Here is an 18,776-nt window from a genome sequence, read left to right as displayed (position 1 = left end):
AGCAGTGAAACGCAATCGCGCCGATGGTAGTGTGGGGTTTCCCCATGTGAGAGTAGGTCATTTCCAGACGCCTAATATACGAAATAGCCCCAGCACGATGTGTTGGGGCTTTTTTGTATGTTCAGCTTTTGAAAGATTACTTGAACATGGGAAACAAACAGCAAATGCGAAGCATGCATCACCATGTGATAGGTCGATGATTGCATCCTGCATAATTAACACTTCCTCCATCCATGGCTGCTTGCTAACATTTAGTTGGCAGGAACTATGATCAGTATTCGCTGATGCCAACTCGTTCGAAGGCGGTACATGCCTAATTATCTTAAAAATCCATCTAGCCCTTACAAAAATATATACAGTATATCGTTCTAGATATAAGTTAGATTGTCATCACAAAGTTTTGCCTAGAGTTGTTATTTTGAAACTTTGTGGCGAAATATGGTGTTCGGTGTTTTATAATGTTGAGCCAAATTTGCACTTGCAACTACGACAGTGAATTGCAGTTTACATTCGCTCATGCAAAAGAGGCATTAATGATCATCGAGCCACAGCAAATCGCATTATGGCAACCCGTTGTTGACAAGATCTATGAAAGATTCGGGGTCGTGTGTGTGTTATCCCGTTATTGCGTTTTTCAGTCTCAAGCGACTCCGTTAACTGAGCTTCCTGCTAAGTATTTCGAAGATCCATTACAACTCACTATTCACAGCAACCATATTAAATCATATTGCGAAGCGGCGATTGAAAGTCAGCCTAATCATGATTTAGCTGAGTTAGATTTCCAGTTACTGGTTATGCCTTCTATGCAAATATTTGGTGGCATTTCGTGGCAGCCAACATTGGTGCTTACCGAAGAGCAACGAGTAGAGTTTAACCAAGAGCTTACGAGTTTCATTGAGGGCATCAAGCAGTATATTGTTCAGCAATACAATGAGTTTATTGCTGATGAAACTAGCGCCCGTGTTCAGCTAGAGGATATTGACCCAATTTCAGTTCAATCTTTTATTGATGCGCATGAAGAGCATGTGTGGGTAAAAGATTCAAATGGCGTCTACCTGGCTTGTAATCGCAGTGTCGAAAAAGCCTGGAATATGTCCAACAGCGATATCGTCGGTAAGACTGATGAACAGCTGTTTGATACACGTACAGCGCAAATGTTCCATGAAACAGACCAAAAAGCTATTTTGCGTGGCGTTAGAACATCAGTTTCAGAATGTGAATCTTTTGACGCCTTTCGCAACAAGGTTTGGCTAGAAACCTATAAGGCTCCACTTCGTGACAAGCAAGGGCAAACCATAGGTGTGATTGGCGTAAGTCGTAATATAGCTAAACACAAGGAGGCAGAAGAGCAGTTGTTACTTGCTGCTAGCGTGTTTAGAAATGCTGTTGAAGGTGTGGTGATCACGGATCATTTAGGCAATATAACGGATACTAATGAGTCGTTTACTCGTATCACTGGTTATAACAAGGATGAGGTTCTTGGCCAAAACCCACGCATTTTACGTTCAGGGCGTCACGACGAGCAATTCTACAAGAAAATGTGGAACACCTTGATTGTGCAGGGTAAGTGGCATGGTGAAATTTGGAATCGTCGTAAGAATGGCTCTATCTTCCCACAGGCAATTACCATAAGTGCGGTTTATGGCGACAATAACGAGATTCGCTATTTTGTTGCGGTATTTGCTGATATTTCAGATCAAAAACAGACCGAAGAAAAGTTAAAGAACCTAGCCTATTTTGATCCACTGACCCAGCTACCAAATCGCATGCAATTTCTGAGTAGCTTGGAGCAAGAGCTTAATCACGCAAGGCGCAATCAAACTAAGCTTGCGGTGATATTTATTGATGTCGACTTCTTTAAGAACATCAATGATAGTTTGGGTCATATTATTGGTGATGAAATTATTATTGAGCTTGGCAGGCGGTTCACTTATACCCTGGCTCAGGACGATGTGCTTGCCCGTTTAGGCGGGGATGAGTTTGTTGTGATGCTACCAAACGTGAGTGGTACAGATTATGTTTCGTCGACGATTAATCGTTTACGCTCGGTTTTTGAAAAGCCTTTTTTAGTGGCGCAATCTGAGCCAGTTCGCCTATCTGCAAGTATGGGCGTGAGCATTTACCCAAATGATGCTGACGATCACGACTCTCTTTTACTCAATGCAGATTCAGCAATGCACCGCGCTAAGTCTGATGGACGCAACAACTTTGCGTTTTACAATGAGTCTATGACTAAAGCTTCTGTGGAGCAGCTCAAGCTTCAAAACGCATTACATCAAGCGTTAGTAGAATTTCAGTTTGAGCTGCATTACCAACCTAAGATCTGTTTAAAGCAAACGGGTAGTCTTGGGTTAGAAGCGCTTATTCGTTGGCATCATCCGCAACTAGGGCAGGTATCGCCTGCTGATTTCATTCCTCTTGCTGAAGAGATTGGCCTTATTTGGGACATCGGCTTATGGGTGTTAAATGAAGCCTGTACACAAGGTGTGAGATGGTTAAATAGCGGCTTTAGCTTTGATAGGATTTCAGTCAACGTTGCCAGCTTACAGCTTCAGCGCGCTGATTTTGTTGATGAGGTCATGAAGGTGCTGCTGAACACTGGGTTGCCAGCGAAACATCTTGAGCTTGAAATTACCGAATCTTGCATGATGAACCATCCAGAAGAGATCATCAACGTATTGAAAACCCTTGGTAATATGGGCATTGCCATTAGTATTGATGATTTTGGCACTGGCTACTCATCGCTAAATTACTTAAAAAAATTACCCATTGATATCCTTAAGATTGACCAATCTTTTATGCGTGATATTCCAGATGATAGTAATAATGCGGCTATTGCTAAAGCGATCATCGCTATGGGGCATGCGATGAACCTAAAAGTCATAGCCGAAGGTGTTGAAACTAAGCAGCAAGCTGAATTTTTGATTGCTAACGGTTGTGACTACGCACAAGGGTATTTGTACAGCAAGCCAAAGAGTGCTGATGATATTACCCACGACAGCAGCATAGGGGTTAGGGGCTGTTGACCTTTCAAGATTATTTTTGCAGCTGCTTGTTGGAAATTTATACAAGGCAACGAGTTTGACGTGTGGTTATTCCACATGATAAGTCGTTAACGAAGTAGAAATGACAACAAGCGCTGCCTGAAAGGTTCGTTTAAAAGCACTTTACTCTTTGTTGTGAGCGAATTTGTTTAGGTGACTAGACGTCATCGCTCACGTCGCGATTAAAGTGCTTTTAATTCGAACAAATTCTAATCAGCAAAGATCAGCAGCCCCTCGCAAGCGCATGTGACTCTAGATATATCTTGCCAATAGATTGTTAACAGACAGAAAACTTATTTAGGTTTGACTCGCTCCACCCACTGATATTGTTTAGAATACCTAAATCTTGCCCGCTAGCCAGTTGCTATCTGGGCCAAATTATCAGGGTGGACTGTTTTTCTGCCTGGGAGAGTAAATGCAATTATTTGTAAAAGACCTAACCGTTATTGATTTTTCTTACCTGTGCCCAATCCGCGGTATGGTGGGCGAAAGTTGGATAGTCGATGTGTTGCTTGTTGGTGGTTTAGATGAGCAAAATATGGTGCTGGATTTTGGTAAGGTCAAAAAAGTCATTAAGGCGACTATTGATGATGTTGCTGATCATCGACTGTTAATTCCTACAGCATGCAGTCAGGTTCGATGGCAACAAAAAGGCGATAGAGTATGGATGGACTTTGATAGCGAACAAGGTTCAATTCACCTTGCTTGTCCTTCTCAAGCATTTGCGCTCGTACCGACAGAAGTGATTGATTTTGATAGTGTGAATGCCTTCTTACAAAAGGCGTTGGCTGAAGTATTACCTGGCAACGTCCATGGTATTAGCCTGACGTTGCGCAATGAGGTGCTTTCAACGCCTTATTATCATTACAGTCATGGGCTTAAAAAGCATGATGGCAATTGCCAGCGTATTGCTCACGGGCATCGCAGTCCTGTCACCGTTTTTGAAAATGGCGTCGCAGAACCTAAATGGGATGCATTTTGGGCCAAGCGCTGGAAAGATATCTATCTCGGTTCTCAAGACGATGTGGTTGACGTGGCGAGCCTGGAGTTATCAGCGCAAGCCAATGTTACAGATGACTCTCACTTTGGTTTTCACTACCAGGCCCCGCAAGGAGACTTTCAATTAGCCATGCCAAAAGCGTGCTGTGAAATCATTCCCCACGACACCACGGTTGAGCTTTTAGCTGAATATATGGCGAATACCCTACATGAGCAGCAGCCACAAAGCAGTTTTAAAGTGATTGCGTTTGAAGGCATTGGCAAAGGTGCTATCAGTACTCGTGAAGCACAATAGGCCCATGAAGAAAAGTAGGCTCGTGAAGCAAAGCGCTTTTAAACCCAAACTCTAATTGGTACAAGCCGGCAAATACACCCAAGAACATAATAAAAATCAAAGGGAAGGTAATGTTCAAATCATTATGGATATCTAGCGCAGTCATTTCTTCGTTATTGACTATGCCTGCCTTTGCTCAACTTGAACTGCAAGGCAAGTTTGAGCAAGGGGCGCTTATACGTGGCTCTGTGCCTGCAGGCGCTAAAGTGAAACTGAATGGTGAAGTCATCAAGGTAACAGCAGACGGACGTTTTGCATTTGGTTTTGAGCGTGATGCAGAGCTTGAACAGTCGTTAGAGGTGGTTTATCCAGATGGCTTAACTGAAATTAAACCACTGAAAGTCAATAAGAGAGAATACAAGATTGATCGGATTGAGGGGATCAGTAAAAAGATCATGAAACCCAATCCGCAAGCCCAGGCTCGTGCAGGCAAGGATGCTAAGCAGGTGCGAGCCGCGCGTGATACATTCAGTGAACACGCTTTCTTCACTCAAGACTTTATATGGCCTGTAACTGGGCGTATATCGGGTGTATATGGCAGCCAGCGCGTTTACAATGGTAAACCTGGTAACCCGCACTATGGCGTTGATATCGCAAGACCTACAGGTACAGTCGTTGTTGCGCCAGCGGATGGTGTCGTCACCTTAGCTGTTCCAGATATGTTTTATTCTGGTGGCACCGTTATTATCGATCATGGTTATGGTGTAAGTTCAACGTTCATCCACTTACATAAGATTTATGCCAAGGTAGGTGACAAGGTTAAACAAGGGCAAGATGTCGCCGAGATTGGGGCTACTGGCAGGGTAACAGGCCCGCATTTAGATTGGCGAGTCAACTGGTTTCAGATGCGCTTAGATCCAACAACACTCGTGCCGCCTATGTCGACGGTATTAAAGCAGCAAAAAACGGCTAAATAGTATTAATCACTATATTTGGTCATATCAATATTAAACAACAAAGGCGTCAGTATTTACTGACGCCTTTTTACTTTCTAACTAGTTGTTTTGTTAACTAAAGCCTAAGGGTGCTGCTCAAACCACCATAAGATATGAGCTACTTTCGACATTAAGTTGCTTGGACGTTTATAGATGCCGTGGGGAGCATCAGGGATCCGCACCATAGCCGTGGGGATATTTCTAAGTTTTAACGCTTGGTAATATTGCTCGGTTTCGCCGATTGGCGTTCTCAAGTCAGCTTCACCAGTAAGTAACATTGTTGGTGTGGTCACATTACCTACATAGCTAAGTGGAGAGAGCTTCATATAATGCTCAGGGTCTTCCCATGGCATTTTTTCAAACCAGTTTTTTATCACAAAACTATGAATGTCAGTCGTCAGTGTAAAGCTAATCCAATTGATAACAGGCTTGGCGACGACAGCAGCTTTAAATCTATCTGTATGGCCAATTATCCAAGATGTTAGTACGCCGCCACCTGAGCCGCCAGTCACATATAGCTTGTCTGTATCAACCGCTTCAGTCGCGATAACACCGTCAACTACACTCATTAAGTCATCATAATCCTGGCTCGGATAATTGTTGTAGATGGTTTGCGCGAACTCTTTACCATAGCTGTCACTGCCTCTTGGGTTGGCATAAACCACAACATAACCTTGTGCAGCCATTAGCTGGATTTCTGCCGCAAAATGAGGTCCGTAGTTGGTGACGGGGCCACCATGAATTTCGAGAATTAGTGGCAGTTTCTTACCTTGGTTCTTTAATGCTTCATAGTTTGGCGGTAGGGCAATCCAGGCTTGAATAGGTCGCTGATCGTAAGATGACTTAACTGTTATTTCTTTGATACTTGCTAGTTGCTTGTGATCCAGTGCATCTGCGTTCAGGTCGGTAAGTTGCTCGGTTTTACCTTTGCGAGTGATTGCCACGTCAGCAGGGCGCTGCGGATCAGAAAAGGTATAAGCCAGAGTGCCATTTTCTGAGACATCAAACTGCGCGCCAGTATAAGGGCGCCCGAAAGATAACCCTCCAAGGTTTTTAGCCATACGTTTGCGTTTACCTGAAAGGGCTTGATGGTCAACAAAGGTCTCACCATGATCGTGGTACATCATGTATACGCCTTTGCTGTTTGATGACCATTTGATGCTGTTAATTGATCTATCAAGGTTTTTGGTCAGGCTACGCTGCTCACTACCATCTAAGTTCATTACCATTAGTTCTACATTTTGGTAGTTGCGATAGTTCTGTTTCGCGTTCAGATATGCGATGTATTTACCATTAGGTGACACAATAGGTGACGAGGTTGTGCCAAGTTCATCAGTAAGCTGCTTAGGTTCGCCTGAATTTAACTCTAGAGCGAAGATATTGCTGTTAGTCCATTCTTGTTTTGACTCATCCAATTCGTTAACAGCGTAGAGCAGGGTTTTGCTGTCTTTGCTCCAGCTTATGGCACCATTGTGATTAGACTTTGCGAAAGTCATTTGTCTCGGGCTGCCACCATCAGCTGACATAATGAATATTTGTTGATAGCCATTGTTTAGATTACCCACGCCATCAAAACGGTAGTACATGCTATCGACAAACACTGCAGGCTTAGCCCAATCCGCTTTCGCTGGCTTACCCGGTAAATTCACAACCGGCTGAGTTTTTTCTGCAACAAATTGGGTAAATGCTAGGTATTTTTCATCGGGAGACCAAACCACTTTACTTGGCATTGATGACAGATTGGAGATCCGTGCTGTCTGCCCTGACTCAAGCCATTTCATATGGATTTGCACTGAGCCCGTCTCGTCAGATAAATAGGCTAAGCGGTCATTACTTGGAGATAAACTCGGTGCAAAATCGTTCTTTAATCCCGTGGTAACCGGAGTCAGCTGACCTTGTTTCGACACCTGCCAGATATTAGTCAGCTTTCTATCTGTATTGATGTCCATGTAATTTCGAACAAAATAAACCTGCTTCGCATCTTTAGTGATATTAATATTTGATGCATATTCAAGGGTAAATATGTCCTCTAATTGCAGGGCGTTCTCTGGCTTGTTAAGCCCGCTGCTTTGAGGTGTTAGTTTAGATGTAGATAGTGGCTCTGAATTGACATTTGCCGTCCATAAGGCCGCGAGTGAAAGAGCTACCGCGAGTGCTTTCATGTAGTTAATCCCTAATAGTTTATAGCGCTAAGTGAGATTACGCTAACATAGGTTGATGGATAAGTGAACTTATGTGAATTGTGATTTACATTAATCTTTGCTCGATATATATTCAATAATGGCAACAAACTGCTAATCAGCAAATACAACACAAAACAACACCAAAACTACAAAAGTACGCCTTATTGCAAGGCAATTTAGTCATAGACAGCTGGGGCTTAGACATCCCGGCCATAGACTACCAAGTCATTGAAAGCACTGCTTTAGGGAGCATAGCGCAGATGGAACTATCAAGATTACCTCGTCAATTTAATCGATTAAAAACGACTTCGATATTAGTAGCGGCAGCAACCTTATCTTTTAATTACGCCGTTGCATCAACAAGTCTAGCTTCTCACAATGATGGCAAGGGTGCGACTGTCATTCATGCGGGTACTTTACTTGCTGAGCCAGGCAAAAAGCCGCTATCAAATTACACTGTTGTGATCGAATCCGGTGAAATTAAAGCGGTAGAGCAAGGTTTTGTCACCCCAAATAAATATGGTGACAATGCGCAGTTAATTGACCTAAAAGATAGCTTTGTGATGCCGGGCTTAATGGATATGCACGTGCATTTACAAATGGAGCTGGGCCCACACAACACAGAGGAAATCGTTAAGCTGTCTGATGCTGATGTCGCCATGCAAAGTGTTGCTTATGCTAAAAAGACACTGCAATCAGGGTTTACCACGGTACGTGATTTATTAAGTAAGCCTGAGCAAATGTATGCGCTGCGTGATGGGGTAGAAAAAGGCTGGATTGAAGGACCACGTATTATAGCGGCAGCAGGTATTGCCATTACTGGCGGTCACTTAGATGTCGATGGAATGGCACCTGATTTACTTGCGCTTAAATCATCAAAAACGATTTGCGATGGTCCTTATGAGTGTCGTAAGGCCACACGTTTGGCGATTAAATATGGTGCAGATGCCATTAAAGTTGCCTCTACCGGCGGTGTACTGTCTGACACTAACACGGGTACGGGGCAGCAAATGACCAACAATGAGCTTAAAGAGATTGTGGATACCGCCCATGCACTCGGCCGTAAAGTTGCCAGTCATGCCCATGCGACGGCTGGGATTAACGCTGCGCTTCGCGCTGGGGTTGATAGTATTGAGCACGGCAGCTACGCTGACAAAACCTCAATTAAGCTGTTTAAGAAAAATGGCGCCTATCTAGTGCCAACACTACTTGCAGGTGCAACCGTGGTGGATATGGCGACCAACTCTAGCTTTATGTCTGCGCCAATTAAGGCTAAGGCGATTCGAGTTGGTAAAGACATGCTCGATAACTTTAATCGCTCTTACAAAGCCGGGGTTAAGATCGCTTTTGGCACCGATAGCGGTGTTTCAAGACATGGTACAAATGCCCAAGAAGCTGTGTTGATGCACAAAGCGGGTATGCCTGCTGCTGAGATCCTAAAGTCAGCTACGGTAAATGGCGCAGACTTGATTGGTATGAGCGATAAGCTTGGCACAATTGAGGTGGGCAAATATGCCGACATTATCGCCTTAGACAATAGCCCACTAGAGGATATCAGTGAGCTGTTGGATGTCGATTTCGTAATGAAAGCAGGCAAGGTGTATAAACATCAATAAGCGTTTATTGGTTTGTTACAACTAAAAAGGAGCCTCGGCTCCTTTTTCGCTTTTTGGGTTAGTGTTACTACTCACTAGCAATGATGGCTTCAATCGTGTGTGGGTGAACTTTAACGCACAGATTGTCATGTTTAAATGCAATCGTTGGGTTGGCTAGCCTTTCATTGTCACCTTTTGGAGAGCTCATCTTCACCTTGATGTCGGTTTCACCTGCGAGCACGCCTTGCAGGCTAGGTACACGGGCAACTAATTCACTGGCTAACTCATCACAACTGCTCACGTTTACTGGTAGCACTAGCTCAATGTGCTCCCAGCCTTCGACGAGGTAAACTTTTGAAGATGGGAAGGGCAGCTCAACACAGCTAATTGCTTGCTCACCAAGCATTAGAGGCTGGTCAAGCTTGATGATCAGAATGGGTCTGCCGTTGATCATGTTATTGGAGATGACTTGTCCATCTTTTTCGAATGCTTGCACTAACAGTTGTGCAGATTCGGTCGAGTTTACTCGTAGTGCACAGTGGTCGCACTCAAGCGACAGTTTATCGAGACCGAGCCGTGCAACAAGTTTGTTGATGTCGTTAGAAAATTGCGGCCAGGATTGCTGTAAAGTTTGATAATTCATAATGTTATATCTATTTGAGAGATTAGATGTGCTAAGTACTGTATTGAGTGCTAAGGCCAGATTTCAATTGGCGTACCTGGGTCGATAACTTGCCACAACTCATCCATTTCCTTGTTAGTGACCGCAATACAACCATTGGTCCAATTATATTTTTGTTGCTCAAGCGGCGGCAGTTTTGATTTTGGGTTTTCGCCGTGAATCATAATCAATCCGCCAGGGCTTATTCCCAATGCTTTAGCGCGCAGCTTATCTTCTTCATTTGGGTATGAGATATGAATTGAGCGATAGAAAGCGCTGTCTGATTTTTTGTAATCGAGAATATATCTCCCTTGCGGAGTACGTTGATCGCCTTCTGTCAGCTTATGACCCTGTGGCGCATCGCCCATGGCAATGTGGTAGGTTTTAAGCACTTTGCCTTGGCGGAGGATTTGCATCGAGGATTCAGATTTCTTAACGATAACTAAATCTGCTTTTCCAGATAGCGCGTGAGCGGATGAGCTAGATAATGATAATAGTACACAGAGTGTTACACAAAATAGGCGCAGCATGCGTTTTCTCTAATGAATGAGTTTATTATTTTAATTAATCAGTCGTAGAGTGTAACCATCTGAACGTATAATTGATATTGTTTTAGACTCACTGTTGATTGTTAAGGATTAAAAAACGTATTTATGGGAGCTCCAGCCGACAATGACACGCCGTTAAAGCAGCAACTGCGCGGCATTATTGTTGGAACGAATACCACCGCAGGTCGTTATTTCGACTTAGCCTTAATGGTATGCATTATTTTGAGCGTCGGTTTAATTCTAATCGACACCATTGAGCCTATTCATCAGGCTTATGGTGGTGCAATTCGTGTTGCCGAGTGGATCTTTACTATCATATTTACCATTGAGTATTTGGTGCGTTTGTATTGCTCAATTAATCGCTGGCATTATGCGCGAAGCTTTTTTGGTGTGGTGGACTTAGTGTCGATTTTACCTAGCTACCTGGCGCTAATATTTCCAGGTGCCAATTTTGCGCTGGCGATACGGATATTGCGCCTATTTAGGATTTTTAGAGTATTAAAACTGCTACGTTATTTGAGTGAAGGCAATATTTTACTGCGTGCGATGGTGCACTCGAGTCGCAAGGTATTTATTTTCTTCTTTTCGGTCAGTCTTATCGTATTGGTGTTAAGCGTGATCATGTATGTCATTGAAGGGCCGCAGAATGGATTTAGCTCGATTCCGAAAGCCATGTACTGGACCATTGTGACAATAACCACGGTAGGTTATGGCGATATTACGCCGCAAACCTCGTTAGGGCAGGCGATTGCAGCAGCCACCATGCTAATTGGCTATTCGATTTTAGCCATTCCTACGGGCATTTTAACGGCAGAAATTTCTCAAGAAATGGGGCGCGAACGAGATTTACGCAAATGCAGCAACTGTGGTCATAAAGGCCACGACAAGAATGCTAGTTATTGTAATCACTGTGGTACTGAGCTCGAATCACTAGAACTAGAACAAAAGGACTAATCATTTCATGAGCACCACTGCAAAGTTTTTAGAAGGCTCAATACTGCGACATATTTTAGTGATGAGCTCGACAGCCGCCATTGGTATTTCGGCGCTGTTTGTGGTCGATTTACTCGACATGTTCTTCTTAAGTTTACTCGGAGAACAAGAACTCGCCGCTGCTGTGGGTTATGCAGGGACAGTATCGTTTTTTACCACGTCTATCGGTATTGGTCTGTCCATCGCACTTGGTGCTTTGGTGTCAAAAGCGGTTGGGGCAAAACAAGATAAACAAGCCAAGCGCCTATTTTTAAACAGCGCTGTTGTTACGGTAATTACCAGCTCGTTAGTGGCTGTGCTGGTGTTGTTTTTTGTGCCAGAAATCCTCGCCATGATAGGTGCGAGTGGTAAAACAGCTGAGCTGGCACAAAGCTATCTGTATATTTTGGTACCGTCATTACCCGTTATTAGCTTAGCAATGGCGCTTGGCGGTGCGTTAAGGGCAGTCGGTGATGCCAAACTGTCGATGATGTCGACGCTTGCTGGTGGCGGTGTTAACGCCGTGCTCGACCCGATATTTATCTTTTTGTTGTCAATGGGAATCGAGGGTGCGGCAGTTGCATCAGTATGCTCACGTTTTGCTGTGTTGTTTATTTCAACCTATGGCGTGGTGGTTAAGCATAAGTTGATGGGCAAGTTTAGCTTCAATGAGTTTGTTGAAGACTTACCCACTATTTTTGCTATCGCAGGACCTGCAATGCTAACCAATATTGCCACGCCAATCGGTAATGCGGTGGTTACCCGCGCGATTGCGGACTTTGGTGATAGTTATGTTGCTGGTTGGGCTGTGCTAGGCAGGCTCATTCCTGTCACCTTCGGTATGATTTTCGCGCTGTCAGGCGCTATTGGTCCTATTGTTGGGCAAAACTTTGGTGCCAATGACTTTGGTCGCGTTAGAGAGACCCTTACTCGCTCGATTCAGTTCTGTGTGGTGTTCGTATTGGGCATGTCACTGATCTTGTTTTTACTTAGACATCAAATTGTTGATGTATTTGACATGAGTGGTGACGCAGCTGACATCATTCTATTCTTCTGTCAGTACATCGCGGTATTCTTTATATTCAACGGCATTTTATTTGTTGCCAACGCGTCATTTAACAACTTGGGTAAAGCTAAATACTCAACCTTCTTTAATGTTGGCAAGGCGACAATTGGTACCATTCCATTTGTTTATGTTGGCGCAATGATCGGCGGCTGGCACGGCGTGCTGATTGGTCAGGTACTTGGTGCTATCTTATTTGGCGTAATTGGTGTGTGGGTGGCATATCGCCACGTTGATAAACTGGCGATGATTGATCAATTAAATCGTCAGCAACAAGCACAACAAGTCACTACTGAATCTGAACCTAGCGAAGATAAGCGTTCAAGTCCCGAGACTACGGTTAGCAGCGAAACTGAGGATGACAAGGTGATGTCTGACTCATCTGTGTGCTCAGCGCCGCTATCTTCAGCTTGTGCGCAACTCGCTCAGTTAGATGAAGAGCCGCTTTGTCATCAAATCGCTAAGTCACAAGCCTCTGCAGAAGATGGCAGTAATGACAATCACTCTGATTCTAGTGACTCCAGCAATACGGGCAATGGAAAACCTAAGGAATAGTGGGTTGTTTATGCGGTTAAGTATAGAAAATACTAAAGGGCCAGAATAGGCCCTTTTTTGTTGGCAGTCTTTAGCTAACGTCAGTTATCGATTATGCCGCTTTTGTTTACTCTGCTACATCAGTGCTTAATTGATCTTCAGCGTTTGTTTGAGCTTCAGCGGTGTTGGCTTCATTTAGATTCGCATCTTGCTCTGCTGCTATTTTCGCACGCTCAGCTTTTGAAATATAACGCTCTTTTGGCTTGCTGCTTGGGTTCGGCATTGCGGTTTTATTCTTCTTTGCCTTGGCTCGCTTAGCCATTTTCTTATTCATCTGCTGTTTTTTGTTCATCGTTGCCACTCTATTTCAATGGGCAGAAATAAGCTGGTGTTTGTTTGATTCAAGCGATCAATTCAAGCTTATTGGCGCACAAACTTGATTTAGCTTGAGCACGTTAATACTGCGGTTGTTACCTAACCTGAGCTCAGGTTACTGATTGCGGCGATTATAGCACGCTTAAGTGATGACTAAAGCAAAGGCTTTAATGCTTCTTCGATTAAAGCCTGCTTTTTTTAATTTTAGGACTGTGAGAATCTCTAGTGATAGTAGCTAGCGGCCGAACTTTTCAATGTCTGCTTCTGTTGCCCCTTCATTGCATTCACCACGAATTTCAGCTCTGTCGCTGGTTACGTAACGGCTTAGCTCGATATAGCCAGTTTGGCAGTAGCCTGTCATTGCCAGCGTTTTTACCAGCCCTACTTCAACGTGCTCGCCCCAAGCTTCAAGCATTTCTTGCTTGCGTGCTTGTTCTCTACGATAACTACCTGCATCTTGTTTCTTGCGTGAAATCCGCTGATTGTGGGGCAGGTCATCATCAATGCCGCGCTGTGAGCTAGTGGCTAAACTTGCTCTGTAGGTAAATAGCTTGATGTCTTTGCCTTTAATTTGGGTGGAAAATCTATCTTTGTAGCGCCCGGCAAACTCTTGTGGATCCACAGGGCTTGCGCTGCACGCACATAAAGAAGCTAGGGCAATGACAATTAAGCTTTGGCGTAACATGATGGTTCTCTTAAATTATTTTTATCTAGGATACGAGATTTCGCGGGTGAAACAAATCAAATTTACCGATAAAAAAGCCGATACGAATATCGGCCTTGCTTATATTGTGTCGCTAATGAGCTTCTGGTCAGTGACTAGGCAAACTTTTGATTTAAGTAGCCAATAATTTCACTTGATTCATATAGCCATTGTGTTTGGCCATCTTCAACAATTTTTAAGCATGGAACTTGCAGTTTGCCGCCTTGGGTTTCAAGTTCATTTTTATTTTGCTCTTGCTTGGCGTCTATGGTCGTAATGTTTAAGCTTTGACGACGCATTTCGCGGCGTACTTTCACGCAGAAAGGGCAAGCTTTGTATTGGTAAAGCGACAGGGATTGCGTTGCTTGGTCTATACGTTGCTGTTCAGTCACAGGACGTTGGCGCTTTTTAGGGGAAAACACAAAGTCAAAAAATAAGATGATACGGCCCAATATCCAACGAATAATAAACATACTGCCTCGCTTACAAATGAACTTAGTTAATGTTTGGGTAATAGCTTGGATGCGAATCTTACTTGAAGTGCGTCACACTTTAAAGGGGTGAGGTTGGTGTGGTGTTATCAATTAAGGGGTGATTAAGTTAATTTCCTTTCTGGTTGCAAGACTAGCCTAGGTTTAGCAACATCTCTTGTGGCAAAAATAATGCACGCAGGTTAGCGGCTGCGTGCATTATGAAACAGTGGAACTAGTTGATGTTTGAACCAGAGTTAAGTCGCTCATGGCGTATATGTGGTTAGTATCGCGTATTAGTCAGCATCCAGCCCAATCACGACTTTGGCTTCATCCTGGGCATAGTTAACTCTACTTTCTAGCAGGAAAATACGACTAGGATCGATTTTACCTTGCTCAACCAGATAGGTCTTCACTGCTGTCGCTCGGGAGTGGGCGAGCTCTCCTAAATCGTTTTCATCCAGTTCAATCGCATTGACCAATTGATTATAGAGCGATATATGCAAGCGAGTTTGCTGCGCTTGTGGCGACAACCCAGGAAGATCTTTTTCTATCGCAGCTAGCGCAGTCTGGCGTTGCTCAATGCCAAATTGCTCGTCATATAGCGCAATCAGTGAATCAATGACTGTTCTTGACTCGGGTAAGCCGCTTGCACTTAAATTCATGATGTCGGCATAGTTTAGTGCAGCACGTTTGCTAAGGGTTTGCTTGAAAGCATCTTCTTTTAGTGACTGACTATCTGATACAGCTTCTACTGCACCTTTAAGGTTGAGTTTTAAAAGCGGTCTATCAACTAAGGCTTTGGCTAGAGAGTCTAACTTAGACTTATCATCTTCGGTGATGTTGGCACTACCAAATTCAAACTGCACGTTTTCCATGTCATCGTCTTCAGCGACCAGGCCAGCCAATAAGCTAAACGGTGCGGTGACAGCCTTAGTTATCACGTTGGTCATCGCTTTTAATATGATGCCGCCAAAACTAAAACTTGGCGAGTCTAAATCACCCTCGACATCTACGCCTAAATCGATTACCCCGTTTCTATCTTGCAGCAGTGCGATAGCCAAACTGATTGGTAAACTGGTTGCCAGGCTACTGTTACTCGGTTTACCTAGCTCTAGCTGGTCAATTACCACGTGGTTACTGCCTTTTAAGGCATTATCTTGCAGCTGATAATTTAGGTTAATCGACAGTTGGCCTCGGTCGATATAGTAGCCGGCATAGGTACCTGAATATGGATTAACTGATGTCAACTCAACCTTATTAAACTGTAAGTTGAGGTCAACATAAGGCTCTGCAAGCAGCGGATTGACTTCACCTTTTAGACTCATTGGAGCATAACGGTCAATTTTGCCTTGTAAATCGACGCTCGCACGGGTTTCTGGTGTTGTTGATAGCTTTTTAATGCTGCCATTCAGCATTTCAATTCCTGAGGCAAACTGCGGCGTTAAGCTGTTGTCTGCAAAAAATGCTGAGCTATCGTGGATATTGATAGCATTTACATCAATGGCTAATGAATTAGCGTCACTGGGCTCATTGTTTTGACTCTGACTTTGTTTCTGTGCCAGATTTTGCGCCTCTATATTAGTTTGAGTGTCTTTGCCAGTGTTTGTCGTTTCATCGTCTTCACCTGAGTTGTTAGTTTGTTCGATGACGAGATGACCGATATTATTAGTACCATCTTCATCAATCACAATGCGGCTAAACATCTGGTGAAAGTCGATTTGATCGATAGCCAGTTTGTTTTGCTTTAGATTAAAGTCAAACTGATTAAGCTTCATGTCCTGCCAGGCGATTAGTGGCGTTTGCAGCAGATTATCTTCAATATCAAGTTGATAAGCATTAACGCTGCCTTGCACTGTAATATTACCGTCTTGAGTTTGCGGCTCAATGCTCACATTGCCTGCAGTTCCGATATAACCATTGTTGATACTGACGTTGATGTACGGCGACACGTATGGCTGCAAGGCTGAGAGTGGGAAGTCCTGCATTTGATAGGCGATTTGCGCAGCTTGCTGCTGTATGTCTAGCTTGCCTTCAAGACTCAGTTGCCCATCTTGTTGGATAGTAAATTGTAATTTGTATTCAAGCTCACCAGCAAGATCTGAGCGAACTTCTCCCGTGGTAAGTGCAAGCTCACCGATTTGCCATTGATTAGCTGTTTGATTGGCAATTGATTCAATAATATTGAGCTGATAATTGGTGATTTCGATGCCGTTGATTACCACCAAAGGTTCACTCGGGCTTTCTGTTTCTTTTAAGGTTGCAGTATGCGCAGTATTTATATTGACGCTGCTCACGGCTTGGTGAGCAGCCTCGGCGGTATCATCTTGATTGTTAACTTGAGCAACTGGCTCATTCTGGTCTTTTGCCTCAGCTTGTGCTGGTGAAGTCTGAATTAAGTAAGCAGGAAGTTCAGGAGTTAATAGGCGCTGAAGATCGCTGCCGTCTGCGCTAATATTGGCGTCAACTTTGAGGTTATCTGATGTGAGTTTAGTTATCGTAAGCTGCTGGGCTAAGGAGTCGAAGCTAATATCAGCCAGCGCAAAGCTGCCAAGCTCAATAAAGGCTTGCTCAGAGTTTGGTGCGTGAAAACGCACATCATCTAATGATAATTGGCCATTACTCAGTGCCAGTACGTCTGACTCTTGGTCGAAGTTTACACTGCCCGATAGGCCAATAAATGCCGACCGTAAATCGGCTTCTAGCCATTGGTCGATAAATTGATAGTAATAACTCAAGTCAAATTGGGTTAGGTTGATGCGGCTATGCAGTTTAAGTGGCTTTAGTTGTACGCCACCGCTAATGCTTAGTTGGCTGCTAGCGTCATCGATTAAGCTAAAGCTAAATTGGTTTGCTTGTATCTGACTTTGGTCTCGCTGTTCGCTATTGAGGTTTGCTCGGGTGTCAAAGTCGTAAATTGCTAGATTGATATTGGGGTAATTAATCTCGCTACCAGTCGCTTTGTCTTTAATCGATAGTGCTGCAGCAGCTATATTCAGTTGCTTAATTTGCAATGGGAATAGGGTTTGAGCGGGTTCCTCAGTGGTGGTTGGCTGCTGTTCTTGTTCCGGTGCAAAGTAGGCGCTCGCTTGTGTGATGATGTCGTCAAAATTAAATTGAGGCGAGGTCAGCTCTTCACTTAGCTGAGCAATTTTTGCTTGCGGCGCATCTAGGCTTATCTTATCAAATACCACTGCAAACTCGGTAATTGACTGCCAAAAGCTTACGTTGGCGTAAAACTGTTTAAAGTGAACGAAATCACCACTCGTACTAGTATCAGCAGCGATAGCAAAGTCGGTAATTGTCGTCTCTAGAGTGAAGGGGTTGATTTTGATTTCAGCGATTGAAACGTCACGACCAGTAATCTCAGACAGTTGCTTTGGCAATTGCTGTTTAAGCAGTGCAGGTGTGAGTATACCTAAGATTAGGCAATACAGAGCGTAGCTAACTAATAAATAGACCGCCACTCGTTGATACTTTGGGCGCTGGAGGAATGCTTGTTTAAAGCTTTGCAAAGTTTGCTTCATGTGAGGTCACTGCAAGAATACTGATTCAACTATTTTAACGAAAGGTGTCAAAAAAAACTCGCTCTTTTTATAGTGCAATCGTCTGAATTAATATTTACATGGACAAAAAATGGTCGCTTGGTTAACATCATGTAAATATAAATTTTTTTAGCGTAATGCGTACGTTGTTCTATAATCCAGCTATGTGATAATGTTGAGTAACATATTATTATGTTGTCAGATGTTTGGCGCGGGTTTTAATCATTCCCAAAGCCTTTATCATGCAAATGCAGTATCACTTAGATTGTGATTGATTATAAGTGCAGCCGTTTTAGTTTGGTCAATATTATTCAAGGATGAAAAATGCAAATTCGCCTCGCCGTAAACCTAGACCTTGAACCTCTCAGCCACCTGTTGAATCAGTACCGTAATCAGCTTGGTTATGAGAAAGATTATCAAGCATGTAGAAGCTTTCTTATTAATCGATTATCAGAAAATGACTCGATCATTTTTGTTGCACTTAAAGGTGACGAGCTGGTCGGCTTTATCCAACTATACCCATCGTTTTCTTCGCTTCATTTAAAGCCAGTATGGCATTTAGAAGATGCGTTTGTTATCGACGATTTTCGCCATCAAGGCATTGCTGGCATGATGCTTGAGAAGGCTAAGCAATTAGCCGATGGTACAGAGGTATTGTTGATTAACAACAAAATCGACATTGAACAGACCGAAATGATTGCATAATAGTAGTGATCCAAAGCACTGAGTTTTAACGCCCGTGCTTTTGTTGCGCTAGCATTAAGTAAGCATTTTTTAAACCCGAGTATTTTCGATAGAATACTCGGGTTTTGTAT

14 protein-coding genes are annotated in these 18,776 nt (G+C 43.5%); 7 read left to right on the top strand and 7 right to left on the bottom strand.

What is annotated here, in order from left to right:
* Positions 1–533: 533 nt before the first annotated feature.
* The 3 genes from G3R49_RS18200 (at position 534) to G3R49_RS18190 (ending at position 5,294) form a co-directional block, all read left to right on the top strand.
* Positions 534–3,026: a GGDEF and EAL domain-containing protein gene (locus G3R49_RS18200; protein ID WP_167870614.1), complete on the top strand. Its 2,493-nt coding sequence runs from the start codon at positions 534–536 to the stop codon at positions 3,024–3,026.
* A gap of 433 nt (positions 3,027–3,459) precedes the next feature.
* Positions 3,460–4,338 carry a 6-carboxytetrahydropterin synthase gene (locus G3R49_RS18195; protein WP_130602335.1) on the top strand — a complete coding sequence of 293 codons (879 nt, stop codon included), beginning with the start codon at positions 3,460–3,462 and terminating at the stop codon, positions 4,336–4,338.
* Between the two features lie 110 nt (positions 4,339–4,448).
* The gene (locus G3R49_RS18190) at positions 4,449–5,294 is read left to right on the top strand and encodes a M23 family metallopeptidase (RefSeq protein WP_167870613.1); all 846 of its coding nucleotides are present in this window, start codon (positions 4,449–4,451) and stop codon (positions 5,292–5,294) included.
* Positions 5,295–5,395: 101 nt separating this feature from the next.
* Here G3R49_RS18190 and G3R49_RS18185 read toward each other — a convergent pair whose 3' ends face one another.
* On the bottom strand, positions 5,396–7,474 hold the full coding sequence (locus G3R49_RS18185; protein ID WP_167870612.1) for a S9 family peptidase: 2,079 nt from the start codon (positions 7,472–7,474) through the stop codon (positions 5,396–5,398).
* A gap of 281 nt (positions 7,475–7,755) precedes the next feature.
* On the opposite strand from G3R49_RS18185, the gene G3R49_RS18180 reads away from it, so the two are divergent.
* Positions 7,756–9,111, top strand: a complete 1,356-nt coding sequence (locus G3R49_RS18180) for an amidohydrolase family protein (protein WP_130602341.1) — start codon at positions 7,756–7,758, stop codon at positions 9,109–9,111.
* A 67-nt stretch (positions 9,112–9,178) separates the two neighbouring features.
* Here the strand turns inward: G3R49_RS18180 and G3R49_RS18175 are convergent, their stop codons facing one another.
* Complete coding sequence (locus tag G3R49_RS18175; protein WP_167870611.1) at positions 9,179–9,733, bottom strand: VOC family protein; 555 nt, start codon at positions 9,731–9,733, stop codon at positions 9,179–9,181.
* 50 nt (positions 9,734–9,783) lie between these two features.
* Positions 9,784–10,281, bottom strand: coding sequence for a murein L,D-transpeptidase family protein (locus G3R49_RS18170; RefSeq protein ID WP_167870610.1), 498 nt, complete (start codon positions 10,279–10,281; stop codon positions 9,784–9,786).
* Between the two features lie 123 nt (positions 10,282–10,404).
* Between G3R49_RS18170 and G3R49_RS18165 the strand changes: the two genes are divergently transcribed.
* On the top strand, positions 10,405–11,253 hold the full coding sequence (locus G3R49_RS18165; RefSeq protein ID WP_167870609.1) for an ion transporter: 849 nt from the start codon (positions 10,405–10,407) through the stop codon (positions 11,251–11,253).
* A 7-nt stretch (positions 11,254–11,260) separates the two neighbouring features.
* Positions 11,261–12,889 carry an MATE family efflux transporter gene (locus G3R49_RS18160; RefSeq protein ID WP_167870608.1) on the top strand — a complete coding sequence of 543 codons (1,629 nt, stop codon included), beginning with the start codon at positions 11,261–11,263 and terminating at the stop codon, positions 12,887–12,889.
* A gap of 106 nt (positions 12,890–12,995) precedes the next feature.
* Here G3R49_RS18160 and G3R49_RS18155 read toward each other — a convergent pair whose 3' ends face one another.
* The 4 genes from G3R49_RS18155 to G3R49_RS18140 form a co-directional block, all read right to left on the bottom strand.
* Entirely contained in the window at positions 12,996–13,220 is a 225-nt protein-coding gene (locus G3R49_RS18155; RefSeq protein WP_167870607.1) for a DUF2986 domain-containing protein, read from the bottom strand.
* Positions 13,221–13,478: 258 nt separating this feature from the next.
* Complete coding sequence (locus G3R49_RS18150; protein ID WP_210147278.1) at positions 13,479–13,928, bottom strand: hypothetical protein; 450 nt, start codon at positions 13,926–13,928, stop codon at positions 13,479–13,481.
* Positions 13,929–14,062: 134 nt separating this feature from the next.
* Entirely contained in the window at positions 14,063–14,419 is a 357-nt protein-coding gene (locus tag G3R49_RS18145; RefSeq protein WP_130602355.1) for a glutathione S-transferase N-terminal domain-containing protein, read from the bottom strand.
* A 293-nt stretch (positions 14,420–14,712) separates the two neighbouring features.
* Positions 14,713–17,943 carry a DUF748 domain-containing protein gene (locus G3R49_RS18140; protein WP_167870606.1) on the bottom strand — a complete coding sequence of 1,077 codons (3,231 nt, stop codon included), beginning with the start codon at positions 17,941–17,943 and terminating at the stop codon, positions 14,713–14,715.
* Positions 17,944–18,285: 342 nt separating this feature from the next.
* Between G3R49_RS18140 and G3R49_RS18135 the strand changes: the two genes are divergently transcribed.
* On the top strand, positions 18,286–18,666 hold the full coding sequence (locus G3R49_RS18135; RefSeq protein WP_167870605.1) for a GNAT family N-acetyltransferase: 381 nt from the start codon (positions 18,286–18,288) through the stop codon (positions 18,664–18,666).
* Positions 18,667–18,776: the final 110 nt, after the last annotated feature.

The sequence above is a fragment of the Shewanella sp. WXL01 genome, assembly GCF_012263345.1.
In the GTDB taxonomy this organism is placed as follows: Bacteria; Pseudomonadota; Gammaproteobacteria; order Enterobacterales; family Shewanellaceae; genus Shewanella; species Shewanella maritima.
This window is presented reverse-complemented; position numbering and strand designations above follow the sequence as displayed.